24 protein-coding genes are annotated in these 25436 nt (G+C 32.7%); 13 read left to right on the top strand and 11 right to left on the bottom strand.

What is annotated here, in order from left to right; genetic code table 11:
• Position 1 precedes the first annotated feature (1 nt).
• The 5 genes from Q0910_RS00575 (at position 2) to Q0910_RS00560 (ending at position 3671) form a co-directional block, all read left to right on the top strand.
• Entirely contained in the window at positions 2–235 is a 234-nt protein-coding gene (locus tag Q0910_RS00575) for a pyridoxamine 5'-phosphate oxidase family protein (protein WP_299211085.1), read from the top strand.
• Between the two features lie 18 nt (positions 236–253).
• Entirely contained in the window at positions 254–577 is a 324-nt protein-coding gene (locus Q0910_RS28630) for a pyridoxine 5'-phosphate oxidase C-terminal domain-containing protein (protein ID WP_366142623.1), read from the top strand.
• 127 nt (positions 578–704) lie between these two features.
• On the top strand, positions 705–1142 hold the full coding sequence (locus Q0910_RS00570) for a hypothetical protein (protein WP_299211082.1): 438 nt from the start codon (positions 705–707) through the stop codon (positions 1140–1142).
• 228 nt (positions 1143–1370) lie between these two features.
• Positions 1371–3038: a formate--tetrahydrofolate ligase gene (locus Q0910_RS00565; protein WP_299211079.1), complete on the top strand. Its 1668-nt coding sequence runs from the start codon at positions 1371–1373 to the stop codon at positions 3036–3038.
• 33 nt (positions 3039–3071) lie between these two features.
• Positions 3072–3671: a hypothetical protein gene (locus Q0910_RS00560; protein WP_299211076.1), complete on the top strand. Its 600-nt coding sequence runs from the start codon at positions 3072–3074 to the stop codon at positions 3669–3671.
• A 94-nt stretch (positions 3672–3765) separates the two neighbouring features.
• On the opposite strand, the gene Q0910_RS00555 is transcribed toward Q0910_RS00560, so the two are convergent.
• Positions 3766–4311 (bottom strand): DUF1569 domain-containing protein, encoded by a 546-nt coding sequence (locus Q0910_RS00555; RefSeq protein WP_299211073.1) that lies wholly within the window; start codon positions 4309–4311, stop codon positions 3766–3768.
• A gap of 24 nt (positions 4312–4335) precedes the next feature.
• Complete coding sequence (locus Q0910_RS00550) at positions 4336–6720, bottom strand: TonB-dependent receptor (protein WP_299211069.1); 2385 nt, start codon at positions 6718–6720, stop codon at positions 4336–4338.
• 248 nt (positions 6721–6968) lie between these two features.
• Here Q0910_RS00550 and Q0910_RS00545 point away from each other — a divergent pair, with 248 nt between their 5' ends.
• From Q0910_RS00545 to Q0910_RS00525, 5 genes are all read left to right on the top strand, one after another.
• Positions 6969–8045 (top strand): histidine kinase, encoded by a 1077-nt coding sequence (locus Q0910_RS00545; RefSeq protein ID WP_299211066.1) that lies wholly within the window; start codon positions 6969–6971, stop codon positions 8043–8045.
• A gap of 1 nt (position 8046) precedes the next feature.
• Positions 8047–8805 carry a LytTR family DNA-binding domain-containing protein gene (locus Q0910_RS00540; RefSeq protein ID WP_299211063.1) on the top strand — a complete coding sequence of 253 codons (759 nt, stop codon included), beginning with the start codon at positions 8047–8049 and terminating at the stop codon, positions 8803–8805.
• Positions 8806–8828: 23 nt separating this feature from the next.
• Positions 8829–9854: an aldehyde reductase gene (locus Q0910_RS00535; protein ID WP_299211060.1), complete on the top strand. Its 1026-nt coding sequence runs from the start codon at positions 8829–8831 to the stop codon at positions 9852–9854.
• A 4-nt stretch (positions 9855–9858) separates the two neighbouring features.
• Positions 9859–10491, top strand: a complete 633-nt coding sequence (locus Q0910_RS00530; protein WP_299211057.1) for a DUF2306 domain-containing protein — start codon at positions 9859–9861, stop codon at positions 10489–10491.
• Positions 10492–10765: 274 nt separating this feature from the next.
• The gene (locus Q0910_RS00525) at positions 10766–11236 is read left to right on the top strand and encodes a hypothetical protein (RefSeq protein ID WP_299211054.1); all 471 of its coding nucleotides are present in this window, start codon (positions 10766–10768) and stop codon (positions 11234–11236) included.
• On the opposite strand, the gene Q0910_RS00520 is transcribed toward Q0910_RS00525, so the two are convergent.
• From Q0910_RS00520 to Q0910_RS00505, 4 genes are all read right to left on the bottom strand, one after another.
• Complete coding sequence (locus Q0910_RS00520) at positions 11237–11422, bottom strand: Arc family DNA-binding protein (RefSeq protein ID WP_299211051.1); 186 nt, start codon at positions 11420–11422, stop codon at positions 11237–11239. It lies immediately after the preceding gene.
• 3 nt (positions 11423–11425) lie between these two features.
• Positions 11426–12280, bottom strand: coding sequence for an SPFH domain-containing protein (locus Q0910_RS00515; protein WP_299211048.1), 855 nt, complete (start codon positions 12278–12280; stop codon positions 11426–11428).
• Positions 12281–12443: 163 nt separating this feature from the next.
• Positions 12444–12875 (bottom strand): Hsp20/alpha crystallin family protein, encoded by a 432-nt coding sequence (locus Q0910_RS00510; protein ID WP_299211043.1) that lies wholly within the window; start codon positions 12873–12875, stop codon positions 12444–12446.
• A 220-nt stretch (positions 12876–13095) separates the two neighbouring features.
• Positions 13096–13497 (bottom strand): TerB family tellurite resistance protein, encoded by a 402-nt coding sequence (locus Q0910_RS00505; RefSeq protein ID WP_299211040.1) that lies wholly within the window; start codon positions 13495–13497, stop codon positions 13096–13098.
• Positions 13498–13597: 100 nt separating this feature from the next.
• On the opposite strand from Q0910_RS00505, the gene Q0910_RS00500 reads away from it, so the two are divergent.
• Both Q0910_RS00500 and Q0910_RS00495 read left to right on the top strand, forming a co-directional pair.
• On the top strand, positions 13598–13861 hold the full coding sequence (locus Q0910_RS00500; protein WP_299211037.1) for a DUF1456 family protein: 264 nt from the start codon (positions 13598–13600) through the stop codon (positions 13859–13861).
• Between the two features lie 79 nt (positions 13862–13940).
• Complete coding sequence (locus Q0910_RS00495; protein ID WP_299211034.1) at positions 13941–15548, top strand: class I SAM-dependent methyltransferase; 1608 nt, start codon at positions 13941–13943, stop codon at positions 15546–15548.
• Between the two features lie 98 nt (positions 15549–15646).
• On the opposite strand, the gene Q0910_RS00490 is transcribed toward Q0910_RS00495, so the two are convergent.
• Positions 15647–15979 carry a hypothetical protein gene (locus tag Q0910_RS00490; protein WP_299211031.1) on the bottom strand — a complete coding sequence of 111 codons (333 nt, stop codon included), beginning with the start codon at positions 15977–15979 and terminating at the stop codon, positions 15647–15649.
• A gap of 319 nt (positions 15980–16298) precedes the next feature.
• Between Q0910_RS00490 and Q0910_RS00485 the strand changes: the two genes are divergently transcribed.
• A complete protein-coding gene (locus Q0910_RS00485; protein ID WP_299211028.1) occupies positions 16299–19550 on the top strand; it encodes a S41 family peptidase in 3252 nt (1083 codons plus the stop codon).
• Between the two features lie 303 nt (positions 19551–19853).
• Here the strand turns inward: Q0910_RS00485 and Q0910_RS00480 are convergent, their stop codons facing one another.
• The 4 genes from Q0910_RS00480 to Q0910_RS00465 all read right to left on the bottom strand — a co-directional run bounded on the left by Q0910_RS00480 (position 19854) and on the right by Q0910_RS00465 (position 25410).
• Positions 19854–20366 (bottom strand): PAS domain-containing protein, encoded by a 513-nt coding sequence (locus tag Q0910_RS00480; protein ID WP_299211026.1) that lies wholly within the window; start codon positions 20364–20366, stop codon positions 19854–19856.
• A gap of 96 nt (positions 20367–20462) precedes the next feature.
• Positions 20463–22934 carry a TonB-dependent receptor gene (locus tag Q0910_RS00475; protein WP_299211024.1) on the bottom strand — a complete coding sequence of 824 codons (2472 nt, stop codon included), beginning with the start codon at positions 22932–22934 and terminating at the stop codon, positions 20463–20465.
• Positions 22915–24276: an HTTM domain-containing protein gene (locus tag Q0910_RS00470; RefSeq protein ID WP_299211021.1), complete on the bottom strand. Its 1362-nt coding sequence runs from the start codon at positions 24274–24276 to the stop codon at positions 22915–22917. Before Q0910_RS00470 ends, Q0910_RS00475 begins: the two co-directional genes overlap by 20 nt.
• Positions 24277–24294: 18 nt before the next feature.
• Positions 24295–25410: an imelysin family protein gene (locus tag Q0910_RS00465; RefSeq protein ID WP_299211018.1), complete on the bottom strand. Its 1116-nt coding sequence runs from the start codon at positions 25408–25410 to the stop codon at positions 24295–24297.
• Between the last annotated feature and the right edge of the window lie 26 nt (positions 25411–25436).

Genomic DNA, 25436 nt, shown 5'->3' with positions numbered 1-25436 from the left:
TATGAATCCATTTCAATTATTTAATACATGGTATTCTGAAGAACTTGAGAAAAGTACAGCCAGCATACCTTCTGCCTGTTGTCTTTCTTCCAATGGATTGGACGGGTATCCTAATACTCGATTTGTATCTTTAAAAGAAGTAAAAGATCATGCTTTTATCATTACAGGTCCTCTAAAATCCAGAAAAGGGTTAGAAATGGAAAAATCATCCAAGGTCTCATTGACTTTTTGGTGAGAAGCAACAGAAAAGCAAATACGCATTCAGGGAAACGCCACTAAAATATTAGATACTGAAGCAGTATATTATTTTGATGAAAGAGCAAAAGATTCTCAAATCATATCGCTGATTAGCGAACAAGGAGCTACTATCGAAAACATAAATGTTTTAAAAAGTAGTTTTGCAGAAACTGAAAGAAAATATAAAAATAAAGACATTCCTAAACCTAAAAACTGGGGTGGTTATGCCATTCGTCCCATTAGAATAGAATGTATGGAATTCGAAAAAAGCAGGTTTCATAAAAGAACACTTTTTAAGTTGGAAGAAAAAGAATGGATAGCCACTATATTGCAACCATGATTCTCTTATCTGATGAAATATTATAAAACACACAATCATTTTGCTCTGGGATGCCTATAGTTTTCTTGAAAATGATAGGAAATTGATTTAAACAAAAATAACTCCTTACACAAGTATAAAATCTACTATGAAAAATGACACATTATATCATCAGATATGGCTACAAATTATACTATATATTGGGGTCTTGTTTTTCATTGGTTTAACGATAGCTCTAGTATACTGGATTATAATCATCATTCTAAATGAAGGCTTCTTAGGAACTGCGGGAGTTCTTGTTCTATTATATTTTGCTGGTCAAATGTCATATACTGGTTTAATTTTATTTAAACACATACCTAACTCTGTTGTTCATACCGAACAAGGTTTTAAAATTACTTCAGGGAAGAAAACCATTGAATATACATGGTCAGACATATCAAAATCAAAGAGATATACTTTTGGCGGTGTTTTGAGATTATATGACCATCAAGGCGCATCTATTTATGCTGTTCATAGTTTTGCATTTGGTTATAGATCTTTCAGAAAAAGGGTTAACGAAAAAATTGGGATAATAACAGTCTAAACAAAAGCTTTTAATTGAATTAAACCAATAAAAAAATATGTTATTAGCTTCAACAATTATTAAAACAGACCTTGTGATTTTAACAATAAAAGCCTTATATAGAAGCTAATAATCAGTAAAAACCATAAGCAATACTGTATAAAAATAATCATTATTTTTAATGGTGAAATAAACCGCATGAACCATTAATAAGTTTAAATATTATCAAACGATCAAAACCTATTTGCTATGAATGATTTACAAATTGCCAAAAAAGTCACGCTTACACCTATTTCGTCTATTGCAGAAAAATTTGGTATCGATCCAGATCAAATAGAAATGTATGGCAAACACAAAGCTAAATTACCTTTACTCGCGATCAATAAAGAAAATGTTCATAAAAGCAATCTGATACTTGTTTCAGCCATTTCGCCTACTCCTGCTGGCGAAGGAAAAACAACAATGTCTATTGGCTTATCGGAAGGTTTAAATCGTTTAGATAAAAAAACGACTGTCGTTTTAAGAGAGCCTTCTTTAGGTCCTGTTTTTGGAATTAAAGGTGGAGCAACAGGTGGTGGTTATTCGCAAGTATTACCAATGGAAGATATCAACCTACACTTTACAGGTGATTTTGCAGCTATAGAAAAAGCACATAATCTACTGGCTGCCATTATTGATAATAATATCCAAAGCAAAACCAATACGTTACTATTAGACCCAAGAACCATTAGCTGGAAACGTGTCGTTGATTTAAATGATCGTGCATTACGCCGAGTCATTGTAGGATTGGGCGGAACAACATCAGGTGTGCCCAGAGAAACCGGTTTTGATATCACTGCTGCTTCAGAAATTATGGCAATCTTGTGTTTGGCCGAAAATTTAGGTGATCTCAAAAAACGTTTAGGTACTATTTTTATCGGTTATACCTATGATAAAAATCCTATTTATGCAAAAGATCTAAAGGCTGAAGGTGCTATGACTGCATTGCTAAAAGATGCTATAAAACCAAACTTGGTTCAAACTATAGAAGGAAATCCAGCCATCATTCACGGTGGACCATTTGCAAATATTGCTCAAGGAACCAATTCAGTTATAGCTACTTTGATGGGCATGTCATACTCAGAATATACAGTTACCGAAGCAGGTTTCGGATTTGATTTGGGTGCCGAAAAATTCTTTGATATTAAATGCCAGAGTGCCGGACTCAAACCAAAAGTAGTAGTACTTACTGCTACCATAAGAGCATTAAAATACCATGGAGGCGCAGATCTAAAATCTTTGACCATTCCTGATACAGAAGCCTTACAAAAAGGATTACCAAATTTAGAAAAACATCTGGAGAATATTACTAAATTTAATGTAAAGCCAGTTATTGCTATTAATAAATTTACATCGGATAGTGATGCAGAAATTGATATTATCAAAGAATTTGCAGTTTCCAAAGGCGTTAGAGTTGCACTCGCAGATGTTTGGGCAAAAGGCGGAGAAGGAGGCCTAGAACTAGCTAAACATGTTATTGATATAGTAGCATCAGACACTTCAGATTTTAAACCATTGTACCAATGGGAATCTAAGGTGATGGATAAAATAGAAACTATCGCAACAGAAATTTATGGTGCTAAACACGTTGATTACACTTCTAAAGCTAAAGCTCATTTGAAGAAAATCACTAATTTGGGTCTAGATCATTTACCCGTCTGTATTGCAAAAACACAAAAATCATTATCTGACAATCCTAAGTTACTAGGTAGACCAAAAGATTTTATACTTACCGTAAGAGAAATTGAAATAGCCGCTGGAGCAGGTTTTTTAATTCCGATTACCGGTGATATTATGAGAATGCCGGGATTACCTGCGCATCCAGCATCAGAGGGAATAGATATCAATGATGATGGGGAAATAACAGGATTGTTTTAAATTTTAAGTAATAAAAATAATCCATTGTGTATCGTGAAATTTTTCAAGAACATATTCAAATCCAAAATTATAAAAATTAAATCCAATAATTTATTTTGTGGAGTTGGGGATTCTGAAATTCATGAAAACACCATATTGATATCTAACTATCCTTTTGAACCATCCATTGCATATCCGGAAAAATTAATTACAGTAACCGAAATTGATGCTATCTGTGTTGATTTTGGAACTTTAAAAATTAAAATAAAAGATGATATTGTTTTTCTGTCAGCAGAGAAAAAAGACGAATTGAAAATGTTTGCTGAAAGAAATAAAATCCCTTTATCTGCCTATAGTTGGAATTGGGATTGGATTTTAGAACCTTATCTCGATACAGAATTTACAGAAGAAAATAACAAACAGGTTACAGCCAGGCTTCTGGAAAATGGTTTTAACAAAATTGAAATTGACACCATAAGAAACGAAGTTGGAAAGCAGATGTACATATATAATTTTGATACTATGTTGTGGGATTGGTGTAGTTTATCCTTGTTTGATGTGCTATCTGCAATGCGCGCAAAATATACCAAAGAAGAGTTTCGAGAATTTTATAAAAGAGCCATTGAAATAGAAAAACGTGAAAAACAAGGGTAGTTATCTTTCAAAATAAACTTCAATATAAATATCCAATAAAGAAATATGCTACCGACAATAAATACAACTTTTAAGTATTTGCAAAATTTAAACCTTATTCCTTACGTAAAATATCCTGTATAATTTTTAAGTGATGTTTCGTGTGTATTTTTAGAAATCGTATGGCTTGTTTTTTATTTAGTTGACCGAAAACAGGATGAATAAAGTTTACGTTTGGGTCCAAGTTGGATAAGTCTGCAAGGTTTTCTCTGGCAATCTCTAACTGAGATAATATATCTTCGGTTTTTATATCCTCTGGAGGCAATACAGATGCAGGAGATTTCCCTCTTCCTCTAGGTATATAGCCAAATGTATATGAGAAGCTACGAGCTAGACTGAAACGTTTTTCATAAACGGTAGGATCAGAACTCTTAAGAACATCATGTATTGTATTAATAACTTTTAGACTATGATCCAAGTGCCAAGCGATTGGCACCTTAGAAACATTGGTATTCATACAGTCTCTAAACTGAATTAAATATGCAATATCATACAATTGGCTATCCATAAAACCTCTCTTACCTTCACTATTATCTCCTTGTCCATACCCCAAAAAAGCCAAGTTGCTAATAAAAGAAAACGCTAATAACGGTGTTCTCATTGTGTTCATTTTTAATTATTTATGTTAAAATTCAAATCTATACCCGAAATCCGGGAAAAATCCTATCTGATTTACTTCATCTATGTTATTCGTCAATCTATTATAACGTCGAGCAAAAAGATTCTCATTAGCCGTTACATTCTGCAAATCCACATAAAACTGATGAGAGCGTTTCTTTTTACTACTGTTGATTTTATATCCAAACTTCACATCCCATCGAAAATATCCATCGTTTTGTTCACTAAACGCAATATCTTCTTGTAATACCTCGAAACCAGCTGCTTGTGATGCTGCTAAATCTACAGGAGTATAATACCTTCCGCCAGAAAAAGTAAGCCTGGTATCAAAAAACAATACATCTTTTTTGGTTTTTCCCATAGCAAACTCTTTTCCGGCTAACAGATTGATCACATATCCATTATTAAATGGTGTATTACGCTCTATTTCATCACTACCTTCATATTTACTTTCGAATAAAGAAGTTGTCAATAATCCATAATATCCTTTACTAAAAAACCTTTCTAACGTTAGTTCGATTCCTTGATTAAATCCTGTTCCTTCATTCACTAATGAAATTCTATCATTATCAAACCCAAAGTCTGCACCTTCAGTTAAAGACGAATAACTTGAAGGAAAAGACTCTACAGCTGCGTTATCAATATCCTGATAATACGCCTCTAACTTTGCTCGCCAACTGCTTCCTAACTTCACATCATACCCTAGCACGTAATGATTACTCCGCACAAAATCAAGATTTTTATTGGTTTGCACCAACTCCCCGTTCACTTCTTCATTTAGGAATAAGAGGGGTAGTGGAACAGGTTGATGATGCAAACCATACCCGAAACTGAGACGATGGCTTGGGGATATTTTATAGTTAAGTCCAGCCCTTGGTTCCACTACAAACTGTTCATTAAGCGAACTATATTGTCCATGAACTCCTGCGTTTAGAGTTAATTTTTCTGTTAACCTAAATTGTCCTTGAACAAAAGGTTGAATGATGGTTAGGTCTTCATCGATATCTCTAAACGTAAACAGATCAGGATCACCATCATTATTAAGATCAGGCTGCTCTGTTCTATCATTCAATAATGATGATACTCCAATATTTTCTAATAAAACTCCTGCTCTTATAGTACTTTTGTTACTTAGTTTAGTATTATATAGGGTTGAAAAAGTAAATCTACTTTCTGTATTATCAGCCTCCGTATATTGTATGGTGCGTTCTTGCGGAGTATCTTTATCAATAAAACGATCTACCATAAAATCATTTCCGGTAAATGAACCTGACACAATAGTCCTTAGATAAGACCTATCGGTGATATTAATTCTATGTTTCAGACCAACAACTCCAAATCTGGACTCGACAAAAGTATTTTCATCTTCTGCCGCAAAAAGGTCATCTTCATCAATATCATCTCCCAGAAAATCGATATCAGAAAAGCCTATAATACCAAACAAAGAAAAATTACCTAACTTACTTTTTCCTAAATCAAGATTAAAAGAAACATCACTATAATTAGGAGCTGCTGAAGTTCCTCCAGCTCCAACACCTAATAAGCCAACCAATGAATACCTTCCTGCAACTAGAAAGGACCCATTATTTTTTCCAATAGGACCTTCTGCCATCGCTTCTATTCCGGTAAAAACTCCAACTTGAGCAGTATATTCATAAGCATCCTTATTTCCCTTTCTAAAACCAAGGTCAAAAACTCCTCCAATAGCATTCCCATATTCTGAAGGAAAAGCAGAGGTGATAAAATCAGAATTTTTCAGCAGATTAGGGTTTAATGCAGAAACCGGTCCTCCAGTAGTTCCTAGAGTACTATAATGGTTGGGGCTTGGGATTGGAACTCCTTCTAATCGCCATAATAATCCAGTTGGGGAATTACCACGGATCACAACATCATTCCTACTGTCGTCGGGAGCAGATACTCCTGCAAAGTTTGCTGCTAAACGACCTACATCACTCCTACCTCCAGAGAAACGAGTTACTTCTTCTAAACTAAACTGCCTGGCGGATACGGATGTTAATTTATTTATAGCTCGTGCTTTGTTAGTTTCTGAAGTTATAATCACCTCATCTAGTCGATCAAAAGCTTCGGTCAATGATACATTTACTATTGCTTCCTTACCAGATGTCACAACAACATTTGGTAATGTAATAGACTCAAAACCAATATAACTCACTCGAATTACTTGTCTTCCTAATGGAACTTTTTCCAAGGTAAAATACCCATCGAGATCCGTAATTACACCATTGACATTATCTGCATTTAACAGTTCTACAGTTGCACCAACTAATGGAGTTTCGGATTGTTTGTCAATTACTAGTCCTTTAATAGTTCCTGTTTGGGCATTAATTACGTTAATACATAAAAGCGTAAATAAGAGAATGTATATTTTCATAATGTTGTTGATTTTACTCAAATCTGCCAACTTGATCATAATCTGACAAGACAAAATAGTAGAGCTGTTAATTTTGCTATTGAAGTGTCTAAAATCACTATTGAATCTATTTTAGTTATTGATTTTCTCCTATTTTCAGATGAAATGACTTTTACTACAGTTCAACTAATATTTTAACAATTCAAGAAAATGTAACATATAACTTGGTCTGTAGTTATGTATCTTTAGCAGTACTATTTAGATTTTCTATGCTAAAAAAAAATACCATAAAAAAGTTAGGAATAAGAGTTCTCATTATTAATGTGATATACTTCTTAATAAAACTTACCATTGTACATGATGAAAAAGACAACATTTTTGATGCTCCTGGTGTTTTTTATTACTGTAGTGCTTTCTTTCTATTCATGCTTGCTTGGGAAAGTAATGACTGGCTAGTAAAAAGGCAACAATCGAAAACAGGTGGCGGGCTTGATCTAGCAGGAGGAGTTAAGGTCTTACTAATCAACCTAGCGATTTGTCTTCCTATATCGGCATTAGTATATTATTTAGCGATTTTTCAGTTAGATCAAATTTGTCAGATTGATGCGGATGACCCTTGGTTACGTTTTAGGATTGATTTTTTTAGAGCTGCCATTCTTGGTTTTGCCTTAATCATCTTCAACTTATTTTATCATTCTTTACAACAGAAAAAAGAAATAGAAAATAAGATGAACGATCTTCAGAAAGAAATAATGACTTCAAAATACAAATCTCTAAAAAACCAAATAAGCCCACATTTCTTATTTAATAGTCTGAATACATTGACTTCTCTTATGTATGAGGATAGAGATCTGGCCTCCGATTTTGTTTCGAGATTAGCTACTTGTTATCGATATATTCTGGATAATCGTGAAGAAGATCTGGTAAGTTTAGAAAAAGAATTGAACTTTTTAGATTCTTTTATCTTTATGATGAATATCAGACATGAAGGAGCACTAACCATCTCTACACATATTTCGGTTAATCCAAAAGATTTTGTGATTCCAACACTTTCGCTACAAATGTTAGTCGAAAATGCTCTAAAACACAATTATTATTCTAAAGAAAAACCTTTAGAAATCAATATTATTTCAATCCATAAAAATAGCCTTGTTGTTCAGAATAATTTACACGTAAGAAAACAAAAAGAAGAATCGACAAAACTCGGACTTAAAAATATAGAAAAAAGATATTCATTTTACACTAATCAGAAAGTGGTTATCGACACCGAAAATGGGTATTTTAAAGTAACAATTCCCTTGCTTCCTAAGAATATTAAAGAAATTGCAATTGTAAAAGTATCATAAGATGACAGCAGTAATTGTAGAAGATGAAAATTTTGCGTCTAAACGACTAGCAACTCTTATTGAAGAACTAGCTCCCGAAATAAGGATAACCGGACAGATTACATCTGTAGAAAACGGTCGTCACTGGTTTGATAATAATCCAAAACCAGATTTAATATTTCTGGATATTCAGCTAAATGATGGTTATGGTTTCGACATTCTGGACATGCTAGAAGAGCATCCTCCTGTTATTTTCACTACTGCATATAATGAATATGCTATCAGAGGATTTAAATATAATGGATTGGATTATTTACTGAAACCAATTGACAAAAATGATCTCAGAAATGCACTAAATAAATACAAAAAAACACAAGTAAACGCTGATGCCATTTTTGATGAACAAAAGTTAGAAAAAATCAAAAAACTATTCTCTAAAGAATACAAAAAGCGATTTATGATTAAGGTCGGTAATCAGTTTAACACCTTTAGTGTAGAGGACATTGCTTATTTTAAGTCTAACGAAGGATTGATTTTTTTACATTCTCATACTGGACAGCAATACCCTATTGAATATTCTATAGATCAATTAGAAGATATTCTGGATCCTGTTCATTTTTTCAGGATTAATAGAAAGTTTATGATATCGGTAAAGTCAGTTGTAGAAATTCATAGTTATTTTAATAGTCGATTATTACTTAAACTAAGGCCTCAAGAAGAAGAGCAAATTATTGTTTCTCGAGAGCGAACCTCTAACTTCAAAAAGTGGTTGGATCTTTAAAATTATAACATCATTTAAAAAAAATGAAAAATAAAAAAGTATTACTAACCGGAGTTACTGGTTTTTTAGGTTCTCATACCGCTATCCAATTACTTAACAAAGGATATGAAGTTATTGGAACTTTAAGGGATATGAAAAGAGCCAATGAAATCAAACAAGTTATTGCAGAAAACACTTCTAATATTGATAAACTAGATTTTGCCGAAGCAGATTTAATGGATAAAAGTGTATGGAATGATCTCGCAAGCGAAGTTCAAAACGTGATACATATTGCTTCTCCATTTCCACGAGAATTACCTAAAAATCAGGATGATCTTATTATCCCTGCCAAAACTGGCACTTTACATATCTTAGAAGCAGCCTCTAGAAATGGCTTGAGAAGAGTTGTTCTTACCTCATCTTCTGGAGCTATTGTTTATGGAAAAGAGAAGTTAAAGCGAAAAGGAATTTTTGATGAAAATGATTGGACAGATATCTCCAACGTGAAAGACTCTACTCCGTATTTCCGAAGTAAAACAATCGCAGAAAGAGCCGCATGGGATTTTATTAAAAATGATACAAGTGGATTAGAGTTAACGACTATTTGTCCTGGAGCTATTTTAGGACCAATATTGGAAAAAGATTTTGGTACTTCAGCGAATATTGTAATCAAAACAATGGATGGAAGTACTCCTGCAATACCAAAGATTGGTTTTGATATGGTAGATGTTAGATCAGTAGCCGATCTGCACATAAAAGCTATGGAAGCCCCTGAAGCTTCCGGAGAGCGATTTGTAGGCTCCGCTGGTTTCCTGACGTTTGAAGAAGTAGCATCCATATTACGAGAAAAATATCCTAACAAAAAAATTCCAAAGTTCGCCTTACCTGACTTTGCAGTACGCCTATTTTCTAATATTGATAAAACCATAAAACCTATATTAATCGATCTGAATACAGAAAGAAAAGTTAATAACAACAAAGCCATAAAACTTTTAGGCTGGCAACCTATCTCTACAAAAGATGCAGTATTAGCTTGTGCCGAAAGTGCGATAAAATTAAGTTTAGTTTGATCGCATGAAAAAATCGATCAGAGTTATATTCATAATACTGAGTATCTTAATTGGTTTATACCCTTTTATTTACTTTTTTGTTGATCGAAAATTTGGATTATTAAGTTCTAAAAGTAATGAGTTACTTGCAGATAGTCTTTGGAATATCGCTTTTTATAGTCATATAGCTCTAGGTGGTATTGCTTTATTAATTGGCTGGGTACAATTTAGTAAACGTATTCGTTCCAATAAATTAGGGCTACATAAATTTCTTGGTAAAGTATATATTATCTCAGCTTTGATTAGCGGAATTACAGGAATTTACGTTGCTTTCTTTGCTACAGGAGGCATAATAGCTTCTCTTGGATTTATAGCATTAGGAATTATATGGGTATATACTACCTCTAAAGCATATCTGAATATAATAAATGGAAAAATTCATAAACATCAAATACTAATGTACTATAGTCAGGCGGCTTGCTTTGCAGCAGTTACCTTAAGAATTTGGTTACCGATTCTTTCTGCATCGTTTGGAGATTTTATAATTGCTTATAGAATTGTAGCTTGGTTATGTTGGGTTCCTAATCTTATAGTTGCTCATTACTTAGTGAGTAAGATCAAATTAGACAAAACAACATCAACAGTAATTAAAAATTAGTTGAGATTATTTTGAAGTTCCATAATTCCAAAAGTATTTTTATGAATTTAAGTCAAAAATTGAGGGGAAAATCTCACAAATTTATACAGTAGTAATATATACAACTTTACAATTAATTTCTTACATTCGTAACCTACACAAATCATCTGGATCATAATTTAAGATAGTATTCTTCATTTGATCTAGATTCATTTTATTATTAGGGCTTAAAACTTATAACAAAGCAAGTACATTATACTTGCTACAATTATGAATAATATAAAGTATGCCCTAAATGAAACTAATTTTATTATCAATATTTACTAGTGTATTTGCCATAGGCGCTCCAAAAACAAGGTCAGAAAGCTCCGTAGATGGTATTTTCATCACCTCTACAGATCCTATATCTGGTAGAACCTTAATGATTGAAGAAGATGAATACTCTGTATGGGTATATGTATTGAATCCTGATAAACAAGGAATTGATTTTGATGGTTTTCTTTGTTCTGTCGTAGATCCGGAATCTATTACAATTAGCCCAAAAGAAGCTACTAAAAATGGGAACGCACCTCCTCTAACTACCAATTTCGCAAACAAATATAGTTATATTAAAAATCTTAGATCTAAAGATATAAAAGTCTATTGGAAACAAAATAGAATAGAGATAAAACTAAAAAAAGAGACGTATCTTATTATGGATTTAGATTCTAAAACCAGTTATTCTAAAGCGCTTTCTACAGATTGTTATTACGGAAATAAGTTATAATTATTTTTCATCTGAAGCATCATCATCTCTATTTTTTGATTTTAAACGTTTAGCATCTTTAAGACTTTTATGAATCATCCATTCTAATTGTCCATTAACGCTACGAAACTCATCATCTGCCCATTTTTCGATTAACTCAAAAGTTTCTGGGGATATTCTAAGGACAAATGATTTTTTCTTACTCATAAATTATGAATGTAATGTTCCTGTATTAATAACGGGAGTCGCCTCCTTATCACCGCACAATACTACCATTAAATTGCTTACCATAGATGCTTTCTTATCATCATCAAAATCAATAATTTTATCTTCAGATAACTGAATTAACGCATCCTCTACCATCCCAACAGCTCCTTCTACTATCTTTTTACGAGCAGCGACTATAGCCACGGCTTGCTGTCTCTTTAACATGGAACTTGCTATTTCCGGGGCGTAGGCCAAATATCCTATTCTTGCTTCCATTACCTCTATTCCGGCTATCAATAATCGCTCGGTAATTTCATTTTCCAAAGCTTCATTCACTTCATCCATACCGGATAACAGTGTTACTTCAACTTCACCTTCAGCAAAGTTATCATATGGATAAGAACCTGCCAATTTTCTAACTGCGGCATCTGTTTGCACTCTCACAAAATCTTCATAATGATCCACATCGAAAGCCGCTTTATAAGTATCACTTACTTTCCATACCAAAATTACATTAATCAAAATCGGATTACCAATTTTATCATTCACTTTTACTCGCTCACTATAAAAGTTTCTAGCCCTTAATGAAATTCTTTGTTTTGTATAAAATGGATTAGCCCAAAAGAATCCATTTTCCTTTACAGTTCCTTTATATGCTCCAAAAAGAACCATCACTTTAGAACTATTAGGATTCACTGTAAAAAAGCCTTTAATAATTAGGATTATTACTACTATAAAAATTAAAAACAATAAATTCTTGGTAATTACTACACCTAGAATCGTTCCGACTATTGTTAATAGTAATACAAGCAACATTACATAACCATTACTTGATTTCAAATTTTTTTCATTTTGCATAATAATATCATTTTGATATCACAATGATACAAAAAAAATTCCATATTACAATAATTTACAGAAAACTAAAGAGAAACTACATCCGAGTAACATTCTTCAAAACATAAAAACGCCCTCCATTTCTGGAAGGCGTTTTCGCAACATTAACTAACTAAAAATCAACTTATGAAATTTCTATCAATCTCTTAGGTTGAACCTTAGCTTCTTCTTTTTTAGGAAGTTTTACCGATAAAATTCCGTTATCATAAGAAGCTAAAATATCAACAATATTTACAGTATCCGGTAAGGTAAATGAACGCTTAAACGCACTGTAACCAAATTCTTTTCTAGTGTAATTATCTTTTTCTTCAGTAGTTTCTTTTTTAACTTCAGAAGAAATTGTTAATACATCATTATCTAATTCTATATCAAAATCTTCTTTTACCAATCCTGGCGCAGCAAGTTCGATTACAAAATCAATATCGGATTCTTTTACATTCACTGCAGGTGTATTAAAACCAATTTTTTGCCCATTACTAGTTCCACCAAACCAATCGGTATTAAGAATATCATCAAGAATAAATGGTAATCTGTCTGTTCTTTTTACTAAACTCATTGTATTATATTTTTTAAGTTATTCTATATTTTAAATTCAATGAGTATATAGCAATTAGAATTCCATTGCTATTTTTAAGACATTTTGTCACTTTGACACAACTAAAAGATGTCATTTTGACATTTATTGTGTTTTTTTAATGACAAAAGCGCATAAAATATTAAACCCTCAAGTGGATCTTGAGGGTTTAATATTTATAATATCCTGAATACTTATAAGATTAGTTATAAAACCTAGTAAAGATTGTAATCAATTCTTTTGGCGGAATTACCTTATTGGGATAATTATGCATTTCCTTTAAGACAGTATCTATAGCCTCCGGTCGTAACCCCATATGCAATCCCATTTCTCTAATCTTATGAATTTCTGTTTGAGTAGTTTCCTGGTCTACATTCATCAACAAAATTAATCTGTGAAATTGTAATATTCTTTGTGATTCTGGCTGAAGATTTTTCTTCTCTGCATTGTTACGCACTAAATGACCAATCTCTTCTTCTGTTATTTCAAGCTGAGAAGCTACTGCTAAAATAAAATTATACTCCTCATCTTTTATTTTCTTATCAGCCTTTGCGAATTCTATCATTTCTGACAACAAACTCAATTTCTCTTCCTTACTATACATTATGAAATTTTAGGTATGCAAATATCTTATAAACATATTTCTTACGGAACATAATCGATATTTTTTTCTTTGTACTCATTTAAAAAAGTACCTTTGCCTTATGGGATTAACTAACAACGATATTTTTAAGAAATTACGAGTAGCGCACAAATTACGTGATGACGATATTGTAAAAATCTGCTCGTTAGTAGATTTTAAGGTCACCAAAAGTGAACTTGGAGCTATTTTCAGAAACGAAAATCATCCCAAATACATGGAATGTGGTGATCAAATCCTACGTAATTTCTTAAATGGACTTGTGATCCACCTTAGAGGCCCCATGCCTGCGAAAAAAGATAAACCATCAGGAAATAAGCAAGTATAGCATATCATCTTCAAAAATAAATGCTTAATTTGGATGAGGCTTTCAAGTAGTATCTCAACTAACAACCAATTAAGTATTCATGCTCACAAAACAGGAAAAACAAATATTCCGAGAAGAACTATTTAGGCATTTAGACGGAATTGCTGTAGCGCCGGTAGCTTATTCTTTATTCAAAAAGAAAGTTACTGATTATATAATCCTACATAAAACTATAACTGTATCAGAAATTGCGAAAGAATTTAGAGGAAATGAAGGATATCTGAATGTAGGACTACGAATGTTGTCATCACAAGGATGGCTAGACTATAAAATTAAAAAAAACATACCTATTGTTTCCATAAATCAATATACAGGAATAGCTTTTGATCATTTTCATTTGTATGAAGGTGTTGTTAATCTTCTTGAATATTCTGGTAAATTCCATAGGAGGAAATTCGAATTAGAACCGTTTAAAAAGTTAGAAAAACTATTTAAACCCTATCAGAATAGATTAGAGTTACCTGCTCCTGAAGATCAATTGACAAATACTATTCAACATCAAATCCTTAAACATATTGAAGGTATTCTGGTGGGACCAACGGTAGTACGTCTTGGAATGGGTGGAATGTTCCATAAATATTTTATGGAAGCATCTTTTAGCGCAGACGAATATCATCGTTTTCCAGAAAGTTTCGACACCATCCTCACCTTCTTAAGTTATTTAGGGTGGTTTCTTAAAAACAAAGAAAATTATACATTCACTAATAAAGGACTATTTTTTGCTAAAAGAGCAACCGCATATGGGGTGACAGTCTCCTACATTCCTATGTTTAGGCAGATGGATGCTTTATTATTTGGTAATCCGGAAGTTTTATGGAATCCTACTCATCATACCGATGAAATTCATGTAGATCGCGAAATGAATGTTTGGGGAAGTGGTGGCGCCCACACTACTTATTTCAAAAAAATTGACGAAATCATCATCAGTTTATTCAATAAACCATTAGATGAACAACCTAAAGGAATATTAGACATGGGATGTGGTAATGGTGCTTTTTTGATCCATCTTTTTGAGATTATAGCATCTAAAACATTAAGAGGAAAACACCTGGATGATCATCCTTTATTTTTAGTTGGTGCAGATTATAATAAAGCGGCTCTTAAAGTTACCAGAGCTAACTTGATTCAGGCAGATATATGGGCCAAAGTAATCTGGGGTGACATTAGCGATCCCGATCTCTTGAAAAAAGATTTAAAAGAAAACTATAAAATCGAACTAAGAGATCTTTTATCGGTAAGAACTTTTCTAGACCATAACAGAATCTGGAGCGACCCCATAGCAATACTAGACGCACCTAGCAACTCTACGGGAGCATTCGCTTTTAGAGGAAAATTATTACATAATGATGATGTAGAACGCAATCTGAAAGATCATTTTAAAAAATGGGCTCCGCATATCTCAAAATTCGGATTAATTGTTATAGAACTACATACCATTCCGCCTGACACAGCTGCTAAAAATATAGGTAGTACTGCTGCCACCGCTTATGATGCAACTCACGGATTTTCTGACCAGTATATTTTAGAAATAGATTCTTTTCTTAAGATTATTAGAGAAGTAGGATTAGAAAGTAACCCAAATTATTTTTCTAAATTTCCTGATTCTGATTTGGCAACTGTTAGCATAAATTATATCAAAGGGAAATAATGTAAAACCAATTTTGAGAAACAATAACATTCAATAAGACAAATCAAACAAAAATCCCAGATGATGAGTCCAGGATTTTCTTTTATTAAAACTATATTTTACGAGGCAACTACCCGAACTGGTATTGTATAAAATTTGATTCCTGTTTCTAATTTTGTTTCAATTTTCTGATAGTTCAATCTGTTCTTGATAAAACTTTTTACTATTTCACTTTCAGAATCAACCGAGAGCACGACAATTTCACCTTCTGCATTAAGGGTAAAAACTACCTTGGCTTTAATTTCATTATCAATTTTAAATGAAGGTTTTTTCAATAATTCTTTTACCTCTTCTGTAAAACTAGTTTCTGGTTCTGTCGATTTCGTACTTGCACTTGCAATACTACTTATTGCAAATACCGCTGCTAACAGCATAACATTTAATGTTTTCATTCTATTCGTTTTTTATTGATTTATACTTATAAGACGAATAGAAATCCAGCGTTGTTACAACAGCTAAATATGTTTAACAACAGATTAACAAACCAACAAACAATAGTATTCGGAATTTATAATCAATTAAAAATTTAAGATCATGAAAGCTAAACAGCAAGGTATATAGGCTTCAATATTGATATTCACACACTCATTTATTTGTCTTAAAATTTCTAAAACTATATTACTTTAAAATATGATTAACAAAATCCAATTCATAAACACTTAATTTAGTTCATTAAATAAAAAACACAAATCTTCATCAATCAAAAAAGTCATGAAAAATTTAAACTCGACTCTTTATAGAATACTGCTTTTAACAGTTTTGTATTCTATCAAATCTTATGCTACAGATCCTAATGACACCCGAATGTTACATACACCAGCGATCAGCCAATCAAATATTGCTTTTGTTTATGCGGAAGATCTTTGGGTGGCTAAATCAGATGGAACTCAACCTCGTAGGCTTACTATAGATGAGGGGATAGAATCTAACCCTGTTTTTTCTCCCGATGGTAAGCTTATTGCTTTTAGTGCAGAATACGACGGAAATGTTGATGTTTTTATCATTCCGGTAGAAGGAGGAATTCCTAAAAGACTCACCTGGCACCCAATGAGAGACACTACATTGGGATTCTCTCCTGATGGCAACTCGGTACTTTTCAACTCTCAAAGAGCAATTCATACCAACCGATATTCAAAGCTTTATCAAGTTTCTATCAATGGTGGTTTCCCAACCGAATTAGAAATACCAAATGCATGGCATGCTACTTATTCACCAGACGGAAAGCATATGGCTTACACTCCAATAAGAGAACGTTTTCATCAGTGGAAAAACTATAGAGGTGGTACAACAGCAAATATATGGCTGTTTTCTTTTGCAGATAAATCTATTATAAAAATTCCGCAACCTAAAGATGGAAGTAATGATGTACAACCCATGTGGAAAGATGACACTATATTCTTTTTGAGTGACCGAAATGGAGAATTTAATTTATTTTCTTATCAGATAAGCTCGAAAACAATAGAACAACTTACTCAATTTGATAAATTTCCAATTACTAATGCAGATTTAGGAACTAATAAAATAATTTTTGAACAAGCTGGTTACCTCCACACCTATGATATCAGCACAAAAAAAAGCACCAAACTAACCATAGGGATAGCTACAGATCTTTTAGAGTTACGTGACAGGTATGTAAGTGGCTCCGAATATATACGCTCCGCTAATATATCTCCCTCGGGAAAAAGAGCTGTTTTTGATTATCGAGGAGAAATTATAACCGTTCCAGAAAGCAAAGGAGATCCTAGAAATCTAACACAAAGCCCTGGAAGTCATGAAAAATATCCGGCTTGGTCTCCTGATGGAAAAAGTATTGCTTACTTCTCTGATGATTCAGGAGAATATGAATTATATATTAAATCCCAAGATGGTAAAGGAGATCCTCAAAGATTTAAAATTCCTGGTACTGGTTTTTATGCTTATACAAATTGGTCTCCAGATAGCAAAAAAATAAGCTTTTCGGATAATGGTAGAAATTTATATATTTTAGATATTGCTTCTAAAAAGGTTTCTAAAATTGCCAATGATGAATATTATGTTCCAGGAGCTTTCAGAAATATTTTTGGAGATTGGTCTAAGGATTCTAAATGGATTGTTTATTCGAAAATCATAGATTCTAACTACGAACAAGTATTTTTACATCACATAGAAGAATCCAAATCACATCCTATTAGTGACGGATTAAGTAATGCTACCAATCCTATTTTTGATCCTAGTGGCGATTATATTTACTTCTTTGCTTCTACCGATGCTGGACCGGTTGTTAACTGGTTTGATCAGTCTAATCAAGATATGACATCTAGCAATTCTATTTATCTAGCTACACTTAGAAAAGATATCATTTCTCCTTTTGCAAAAGAAAGCGATGAAGAAGAAGAAGTTAAAGAAAAAGATAAAGATTCAGAAGATGAAGATTCCAAGAAATTGCTGCAAATTGATATTGACGGAATACAAAATAGAATCATTGATATACCTATAAAAGCAGGTAACTATAGTGAATTAAATTCGGGGCAAGCTAATAAGATCTTATACATTTCATCGAACCCTCTAGATCGTTCAATTCCTTCTTCTCTACACGAATACGATCTAAAGGAACGTAAAGACACTAAAGTAATGGAATTGGATAATTATGCTATTTCCTCTAATGGCAAAAAAATGCTCTATCAAAAAAATAATAAATGGATAATAACAGAAATAGCTAAAAAGCCAAAAGACGGAAAAGGAACCTTAAAAGTTAGCGAAATAAAAGTAAAAATGAGCCCAATAAATGAATGGGAAAATATTTTCGAAGAAGCATGGCGAATCAATCGTGATTATTTTTATGATCCTGGAATGCATGGCTCCGATTGGAAAGGAATGAAAAAGAAATACCGACAGTTTTTACCTCATCTTTCTTGTAGGAATGATCTTAATAGAGTGATACAATGGATGTGTAGTGAATTATCTGTAGGGCATCATAGATTACAAGGAGGTGGAGAAAAATTGAATACTCCCGAAAGAATTCCTGGAGGTCTTCTTGGTGCTGATTATGAAATAACAAACAACAGATATCGATTTAAGAAAATCTATGGTGGCTTAAATTGGAATCCTGATTTAAGATCCCCACTAACAGAACCTGGAGTATTAGTCAATAAAGGAGATTACCTATTGGCCGTAAACGGAGTAGACTTAAAAGCCACTATGAACCTTTTTAGTGTTTTCGAGAATACTGCTAACAAAATTATCGAAATTACTGTAGGTGCTAATAACACCTATAAAGATTCTAGAGTTGTAAAAGTGACACCCATATCAAGCGAATATCGATTACGTAATCGTGATTGGGTTGAAGGAAACCTTAAAAAAGTACACGAAGCTACCAACGGAGAAGTTGCTTATGTATATGTTCCAAATACTGCCGGTGCGGGTCATGAATATTTTAAAAGATATTTCTTTCCTCAAGCTAATAAAAAAGCCATTATTATTGATGAGCGTTTTAATGGAGGTGGTCAAATAGCAGATTATTACATCAACTTATTATTAAATCCTTATCAATCTCATTGGAATTTCAGATATGGAAAAGATTTAAAAACACCAAGTGCGTCTATTCAGGGACCTAAAGTAATGATCATTGACGAAACTGCTGGATCTGGTGGAGATATGCTACCATGGATGTTTAGAAAATTTAAAGTAGGACAAATGGTAGGTAAACGAACATGGGGTGGTTTAGTTGGAGTTTTAGGGTTTCCAGAATTTATTGACGGCGCCAGTGTTACAGCTCCAAATGTTGCAATTTGGACAGAAGATGGTTTCATAGTAGAAAATGTTGGTGTAGCACCAGATATAGAAGTAGAACAATTACCCTCTGAAGTAATTAAAGGAAAGGACCCTCAATTAGAAAAAGCCATAGAAATAGCCTTAAAAGAACTAAAAAACAATCCGCCAAAAGAGCGTAAAAGACCTCAATATCCTAAAAGAGCTAGCAACTAATCGAATAGATTAGAATGAAAATAAGCTGTAAAAGTGGGCTAAAAATAACAAGGTATACATTTTGAAAATTCCTAAAAGGAAACTTAGGAAAGATATATTGAGAATAGTTTTTTAAAAATTTGAAATTCTATTCTCAATACTTCTTTATCTAATAGAAGTACAGAAAAAGGTAAATTATTAACTCAAAACTATTAACTGAATAGATAACAAGGAAAATAATTTCATCAATAATAAATTTTGACTAAAATTAGAATAGCACTAGTTATAAAAAGTGCTTGTTTTAAAAAAAAAATTGAAAAAGAACTACGCAGCCTGTTCAAAAGCTATGTAATTAACAAGTCTACCGCGTTTATCACGTACCGGAAAGCCCTTGATATGACATAAATATGGAGATTTATCTTTTTTATAATTAACAATAGAAACTTCAAATGGCTCTTCCTTATCTATTGCAGTTCTTATAACCTTAGATATTTTAGGATCGGTTTGTTTACCTTGAAACATTTTAGGGGAGTTACCTATTACTTCTTCAGAAGTATATCCACTCATTTTCTCTATGTTATGGGTAGCATATACTATTTCAAGATTGGGATTAGTTACAACTATTACTGATTGCTTATTTACCAACTCGTTATGATAAATATTATCAAAATCCCACTTTTTGGTGATTTTGCTCAAGGAATCAAGGTCTTTCTTAAAACTATTAAAAAACCAGTTATGTTCTCCATAAAACTCCCAAGAAGAAAGTGGCAAAACAAGTGCTGAACTAGCATTATAGTACTCTGCCATCATATTATCATAACCCTCAAACTCTTTCATAACGTGTGTTTTGAACAAATTTATAGATTAAAACCAAAACCAGAGATTGAACAAAAGTTAATTATATAAGTAAACAAAAGTTAAATCTTATATAAACTACCACTTAAATTGCAAAGTAGCATACCAAGTTAAAGGATCAGAAGGAATAATTCCTGGCCCAGGATATCCTGTTGCTCTTTGTGTAAAATAACTTTCATCCAAAAGATTATTTATTCCAGTTTCTAGTTTGAACTTTTTATAGGTATAGGATAGTGATAGATCTAAAATTGAATAAGACGGTATTTCTCCTATAATACCATTTCTGTTATCTCCATCTAATGCCACAGCAGCATTAGAAACATCCGTAAATTGCTCAGCAAGATATGTATATTGTATGTTTGCTAGGAAGTTCTTATAACCAAATTTCAGCCCTGCTTTCAAATTAACCTCTGGTATAAACTCTACTTTATTTCCTTCAACTCCAGAAAGATCAGATGACGTATACTCTGAAGTAGTAAAGGAAGTATTAGCGAACAAGTTTAATCTATAGTTTTCATTACCCTCTGAGAAAGTATTCCAAACATTCCAATCCACAAAACTCTCGACTCCATATATAAATGCATCTCCAATATTTCCTCTTACTCGCTCGGCCCTATCATTAAATACAATACCAATTCTATCATCATACACTAATCCAAAAACACTGATATCATAAGATAACATATTGTTTAACCTACCTCGTATTCCGATATCAGCAGTAAATCCCTCTTCATCTCCTATATCTGGGTCAACTCTAAATGTTGGACTAACAACTCTAATATCACTAAAAGTGATCGATCTATAATTCTGTGAGACATTCGCATACGCTTCTAAAGAGTTACTAATTTTATAACTCGACCCTATTCCGAAAAGGAAAAAAGATCGATCCAATTCTCTATTATCTGTCTCTATACTATTAGCAATAGGGTTGCCCGCATTATCAAATATTACATTATTAAACGTTCCTTGACTTTCTGTCTTAATATATTCAAATCTAAATCCAGGAGTAACCGAAAATTTATCAGATAATTTAAATATGTTCTCTCCAAAAACAGCTAGGTTAACATTAGGAAAATCAAAAGAAGATTGATTTGGATAATCAGGAAAAGCTTCATCTTGAAAATTAAAATTTGGTCCTGATCCAATACCTCCCGACCCTTGCCTTGAATCATTAGAAGCTTTATAATATTTCGAACCAATAAGAAAAACTGACTCCTCATCCCATAATTGATATCTAGTAAGTAGCCTTGCTTCTGCACCCCAATTTCTAAAATTATCAACAATAAGATCCCTTGAGTTTACAAAATTACCAGATCCATCAACTTCATCTACATCTGTAATAGGATTAGTATTTAGACTACCCGGAATCCCTCTAAAACCAACCGCTGATCTCGAAGCATCTAATCCAAATAAATTAAGACTAAAATCAGTCTTGTCAGAAAATTCATGTTCTAGTTTCAAGGAAAATAATTTCCAATTTACATCAAACCAATTTCTAGTTCTGTTACTAAATGCAGGATCTATATTAAATTGGGTATCTGTTAAACCTCCTGGTTGTTTTGCCAAATAATCTAAATATGTAAATTCTCCGATCAACTTTGTTTTATCAGACAACTGATATCCTAAATGGAAATAGGCATTCTTAGAATCAAACTCGGAATTAGCTCTAAATCCATCCCCTTTTTTATAATTAAAAAAGGTATAATAACTAAACTTACCAATGGTACCTCCTAAACTATTGAAACTGGTAAAAAGATTATAAGAACCTAATGTTTGACGAGAAACCAATTCTATTTTTTTATTTGGATTTGGCCTCTTCATTTTAAAGTTTAACAACCCACCGAATTGTGTCCCATATTGTAAAGAAGCTGCTCCACGAACTACCTGTATTTCTTCAATCGCTTCTGCTGGTGGCGTATAATAACTTTCTGGATATCCTAACACATCAGCGCTAATATCATAACCATTCTGACGAGTATTAAAATTTGCCGTACGATTCGGATCCAATCCTCTCCCCCCAATGTTAAGCTGTAATCCTCCACTACTATTCTCATAAATATTTAAACCGGCAACTTGCGCATAAATTTGTCTGGCATTATTAGAAGCCAAATTACCTTGAACATTACTCAACAATACTACTTCACTTTTCTTTCCTGCATATATCGCTGTTCCTTCTACTGGTTTTAATTGTTTAAGTCCAAACACCTTTTCTCTTCGCTGAGTCACAATTACTTCCGACAACTCTTCTCCCAAAAGGTTCAAAACCAGCTTAATCTCAGTATCCTTACTAATAGTAACCTCTTGTTCTAAAATCTCATAATCAAAACTAAAAACTGTAAGAAAATATGATCCTTCTACTAACTCAGCAAACTCAAAACTTCCATCTCCTTTTGTTATTGTTTGTTGTCCAGTAGTTCTATTATAAACCTCCGCACCTTGAACAGGTTGACTATTTTGATTTCTTACAACTCCTTTTATCGTATACTGCGCTGAAACGATTGTAGTTATTAATAAAAAAAAGATAACTACATTACAATCCCTTAATTTCATCCTTAAATGGAATAATCCACGTTTTATGTTTAAATGATTCTTTTTGTTTTCCCAGATCCACATTAGAATCTATATATTGACTGCTTAATCTTCCGTTAAGCGCTACATGACTTTCCACAAATACCTGTATATTCTGATGCCCTTGATTTTCGAAATGTGTTTTAAGATAATGCGCATACTCCAATATAAAATCAGGCTGTGTAGCCATCTGTTTTTGTTGAAAAGGAGTTAGAAAATCATCATTATCCACATAAAATCTCTTTCCTGTTTTCTCATCTACAATCTTAAAATTGGCATATCCAGCTTTTTCCATTAACATCACTCGCCAAGAAAAACGATACCCTTCTTCTGTCCAAAATAACTCCCCAGGATATAGCATATATCGAAACGGCAAAAATAATTGAATCACAAAAAACAATCCTAATACTGATGTCATAATTTTGGTTTTAATTTGCAGGAAAACCAACACTCTATTTGTATCAAAATTTGTTTTATTTATGCCACATATTTTAGAAATGAATTGTAGTATTTTATGATGAACACTACTATCGAAAAATATTAATGCTCCTACAATCATGATATAAGGGAACATACCTATCGGAAAAAGCACTCTTGTTAAAACATGGAACACAACTACCATTACAAAACCAAAAACCCTAGTCTTTCTATATAAAAGTAAAAATGGAATCGTTAAGTCATAAATAGCACCTGTATAACTAAAAGCATAATGCACCCATTCTTGTTGCATCAGATCTCCTATTAATGGTATATCATATTTAGAAGGCAACCAAATTTTTAGTGGCATTGCTTTTAGCAACCAATCAGAATTTAGCTTTGCCAAACCTGCATAGAAATAAACAATTCCTAATAATAATTTTATCGCATCAATTGTCCAGATTGGTACTTTCTGAAAAGATGCTCTCTTTATCTTAGCATCCAATGAATAATAGGCATTAGCCGGTAAAAAAATAAGTAAAAAACTCAGGATACTAATAAAATAATAATGATTGAGATACGTGGTTTTATCCATTAATTCTATGTAGGTAAAGCTTAGAAAAAATGTTATAATGGCTATTCTGTATTTATATCCAATCGCTACAAATACTGAAGAAACACCACATAAAACAAAAATTAAATAGGTGTAAACACCGATAGGTTTAATAAAATCAAAAGCATAATATGAGAAGAAGAAAGTAGGTTTGATATATAATTTGTCTATCCACCCATAACTCCAAAAACGAATAATACTAATCAACATCATCAAACCAAAAAAAATACGAAAGACTGCAAGTGGTGCAGCCTCCGTATTCTTTTTAAAATATTCGTTTAAATGATAACTCATACAATACTAAAAATAAATTTAATCTCCATCAGCATCGACAAAATCAACATTTACCGATATAGCCTGAAGCATATCTACTTTTAGAAAAACCACATTTTTTTGAAGTTCATCATAAGTATTGAGCATTAGATTATTGTTAGTCCGAACCTGTGCAGAAAAATCATCACTTAAGTTACCTGCTGTGGCTCTTGCCAAATTAAACTGATTATTAATTAAAGCACTTAAATCCTCCCCATCTTTGATAGTATTGAGAAAATCAAGGTATGTCTTTAAACTTTCACCAGTAGTATTACTTCTGAAATGCTTTCCATTAAAGAAATCCTGTAAAGCATCAAGATTCGCATTAAAAAGTCTTTTTGATAAATCACCTTTATAGAACGCCTCCACTTTATCGTCTAAAACATTTCCAGAAAAAACACCTGCAGGAATACCTATCTTACCCGCTCGTAAATGTTTTTCATAATGAAAGATAAAATCATTTACTAATTTATCTAATGAACTCGTTGCCGAAGAACCACTGTTATTTACAAAAGAGTCTCTATAGGCTCCTGTCCAATCATTCAACACCTGTGATGTTATATCATCCATTCTGGTAACAAGATCTGTCAGATAGGTTTCATAGTCATCACCATTGGTAGCATCTGTGTAAAAACCAACAATAGTAGCATCAGAATCAGATAAACCATTAATTAGGTAATCTAATGCTCCAAAACCCTGTTCATCTTGCTGAGAAATTGAAGTAAGGTCGTAAGTCCCTGAAGAAATATTAGCTTCTACATTTGTAGCATTGACTGGGTAAACATTCATAAAATTCCTAAAGGATATCTCTTCCGCTTTACCTATCTCAAACATACTAACAGATTGCCAAGAGATAAATGCTGTTGACCAAGCCTGTCTTAAAGAAATCAAATTAGTTTCATCAGTCGCATTTACAAAATCAGAAACAGCTGTTTTTAAAGCCGTCATATCTGTCGAAAAATCTTGATATGCTGGAATAACAATATTATCAGCAATATTTTCAAGCATCGCTTTTCTATCAAAATTATCAGTTGTTCCTGTTCCATCATCACTCGATGAACACGCAGCCACAACAAGAACCAAAATAACCACTGTTAAAAACCCAAACTTCTTCATCTTATTTTTATTTATTCTTAATAAAG

The organism is uncultured Aquimarina sp. (genome assembly GCF_947495315.1).
Lineage (GTDB): Bacteria > Bacteroidota > Bacteroidia > Flavobacteriales > Flavobacteriaceae > Aquimarina.
The sequence above is the reverse complement of the archived record's forward strand: the minus strand, read 5'-3'. Positions and strand labels throughout refer to the sequence as shown.

Excerpts from the sequence above, each read along its gene's own strand:
- Q0910_RS00575 (WP_299211085.1), top strand. The coding sequence starts at position 2 with ATGAATCCATTTCAATTATTTAATACATGGTATTCTGAAGAACTTGAG.
- Q0910_RS00570 (WP_299211082.1), top strand. The coding sequence starts at position 705 with ATGAAAAATGACACATTATATCATCAGATATGGCTACAAATTATACTA.
- Q0910_RS00565 (WP_299211079.1), top strand. The coding sequence starts at position 1,371 with ATGAATGATTTACAAATTGCCAAAAAAGTCACGCTTACACCTATTTCG.
- Q0910_RS00555 (WP_299211073.1), bottom strand. The coding sequence starts at position 4,311 with ATGAGAACACCGTTATTAGCGTTTTCTTTTATTAGCAACTTGGCTTTT.
- Q0910_RS00550 (WP_299211069.1), bottom strand. The coding sequence starts at position 6,720 with ATGAAAATATACATTCTCTTATTTACGCTTTTATGTATTAACGTAATT.
- Q0910_RS00545 (WP_299211066.1), top strand. The coding sequence starts at position 6,969 with ATGCTAAAAAAAAATACCATAAAAAAGTTAGGAATAAGAGTTCTCATT.
- Q0910_RS00540 (WP_299211063.1), top strand. The coding sequence starts at position 8,047 with ATGACAGCAGTAATTGTAGAAGATGAAAATTTTGCGTCTAAACGACTA.
- Q0910_RS00535 (WP_299211060.1), top strand. The coding sequence starts at position 8,829 with ATGAAAAATAAAAAAGTATTACTAACCGGAGTTACTGGTTTTTTAGGT.
- Q0910_RS00530 (WP_299211057.1), top strand. The coding sequence starts at position 9,859 with ATGAAAAAATCGATCAGAGTTATATTCATAATACTGAGTATCTTAATT.
- Q0910_RS00525 (WP_299211054.1), top strand. The coding sequence starts at position 10,766 with ATGAAACTAATTTTATTATCAATATTTACTAGTGTATTTGCCATAGGC.
- Q0910_RS00520 (WP_299211051.1), bottom strand. The coding sequence starts at position 11,422 with ATGAGTAAGAAAAAATCATTTGTCCTTAGAATATCCCCAGAAACTTTT.
- Q0910_RS00515 (WP_299211048.1), bottom strand. The coding sequence starts at position 12,280 with ATGCAAAATGAAAAAAATTTGAAATCAAGTAATGGTTATGTAATGTTG.
- Q0910_RS00510 (WP_299211043.1), bottom strand. The coding sequence starts at position 12,875 with ATGAGTTTAGTAAAAAGAACAGACAGATTACCATTTATTCTTGATGAT.
- Q0910_RS00505 (WP_299211040.1), bottom strand. The coding sequence starts at position 13,497 with ATGTATAGTAAGGAAGAGAAATTGAGTTTGTTGTCAGAAATGATAGAA.
- Q0910_RS00500 (WP_299211037.1), top strand. The coding sequence starts at position 13,598 with ATGGGATTAACTAACAACGATATTTTTAAGAAATTACGAGTAGCGCAC.
- Q0910_RS00495 (WP_299211034.1), top strand. The coding sequence starts at position 13,941 with ATGCTCACAAAACAGGAAAAACAAATATTCCGAGAAGAACTATTTAGG.
- Q0910_RS00490 (WP_299211031.1), bottom strand. The coding sequence starts at position 15,979 with ATGAAAACATTAAATGTTATGCTGTTAGCAGCGGTATTTGCAATAAGT.
- Q0910_RS00485 (WP_299211028.1), top strand. The coding sequence starts at position 16,299 with ATGAAAAATTTAAACTCGACTCTTTATAGAATACTGCTTTTAACAGTT.
- Q0910_RS00480 (WP_299211026.1), bottom strand. The coding sequence starts at position 20,366 with ATGAAAGAGTTTGAGGGTTATGATAATATGATGGCAGAGTACTATAAT.
- Q0910_RS00475 (WP_299211024.1), bottom strand. The coding sequence starts at position 22,934 with ATGAAATTAAGGGATTGTAATGTAGTTATCTTTTTTTTATTAATAACT.
- Q0910_RS00470 (WP_299211021.1), bottom strand. The coding sequence starts at position 24,276 with ATGAGTTATCATTTAAACGAATATTTTAAAAAGAATACGGAGGCTGCA.
- Q0910_RS00465 (WP_299211018.1), bottom strand. The coding sequence starts at position 25,410 with ATGAAGAAGTTTGGGTTTTTAACAGTGGTTATTTTGGTTCTTGTTGTG.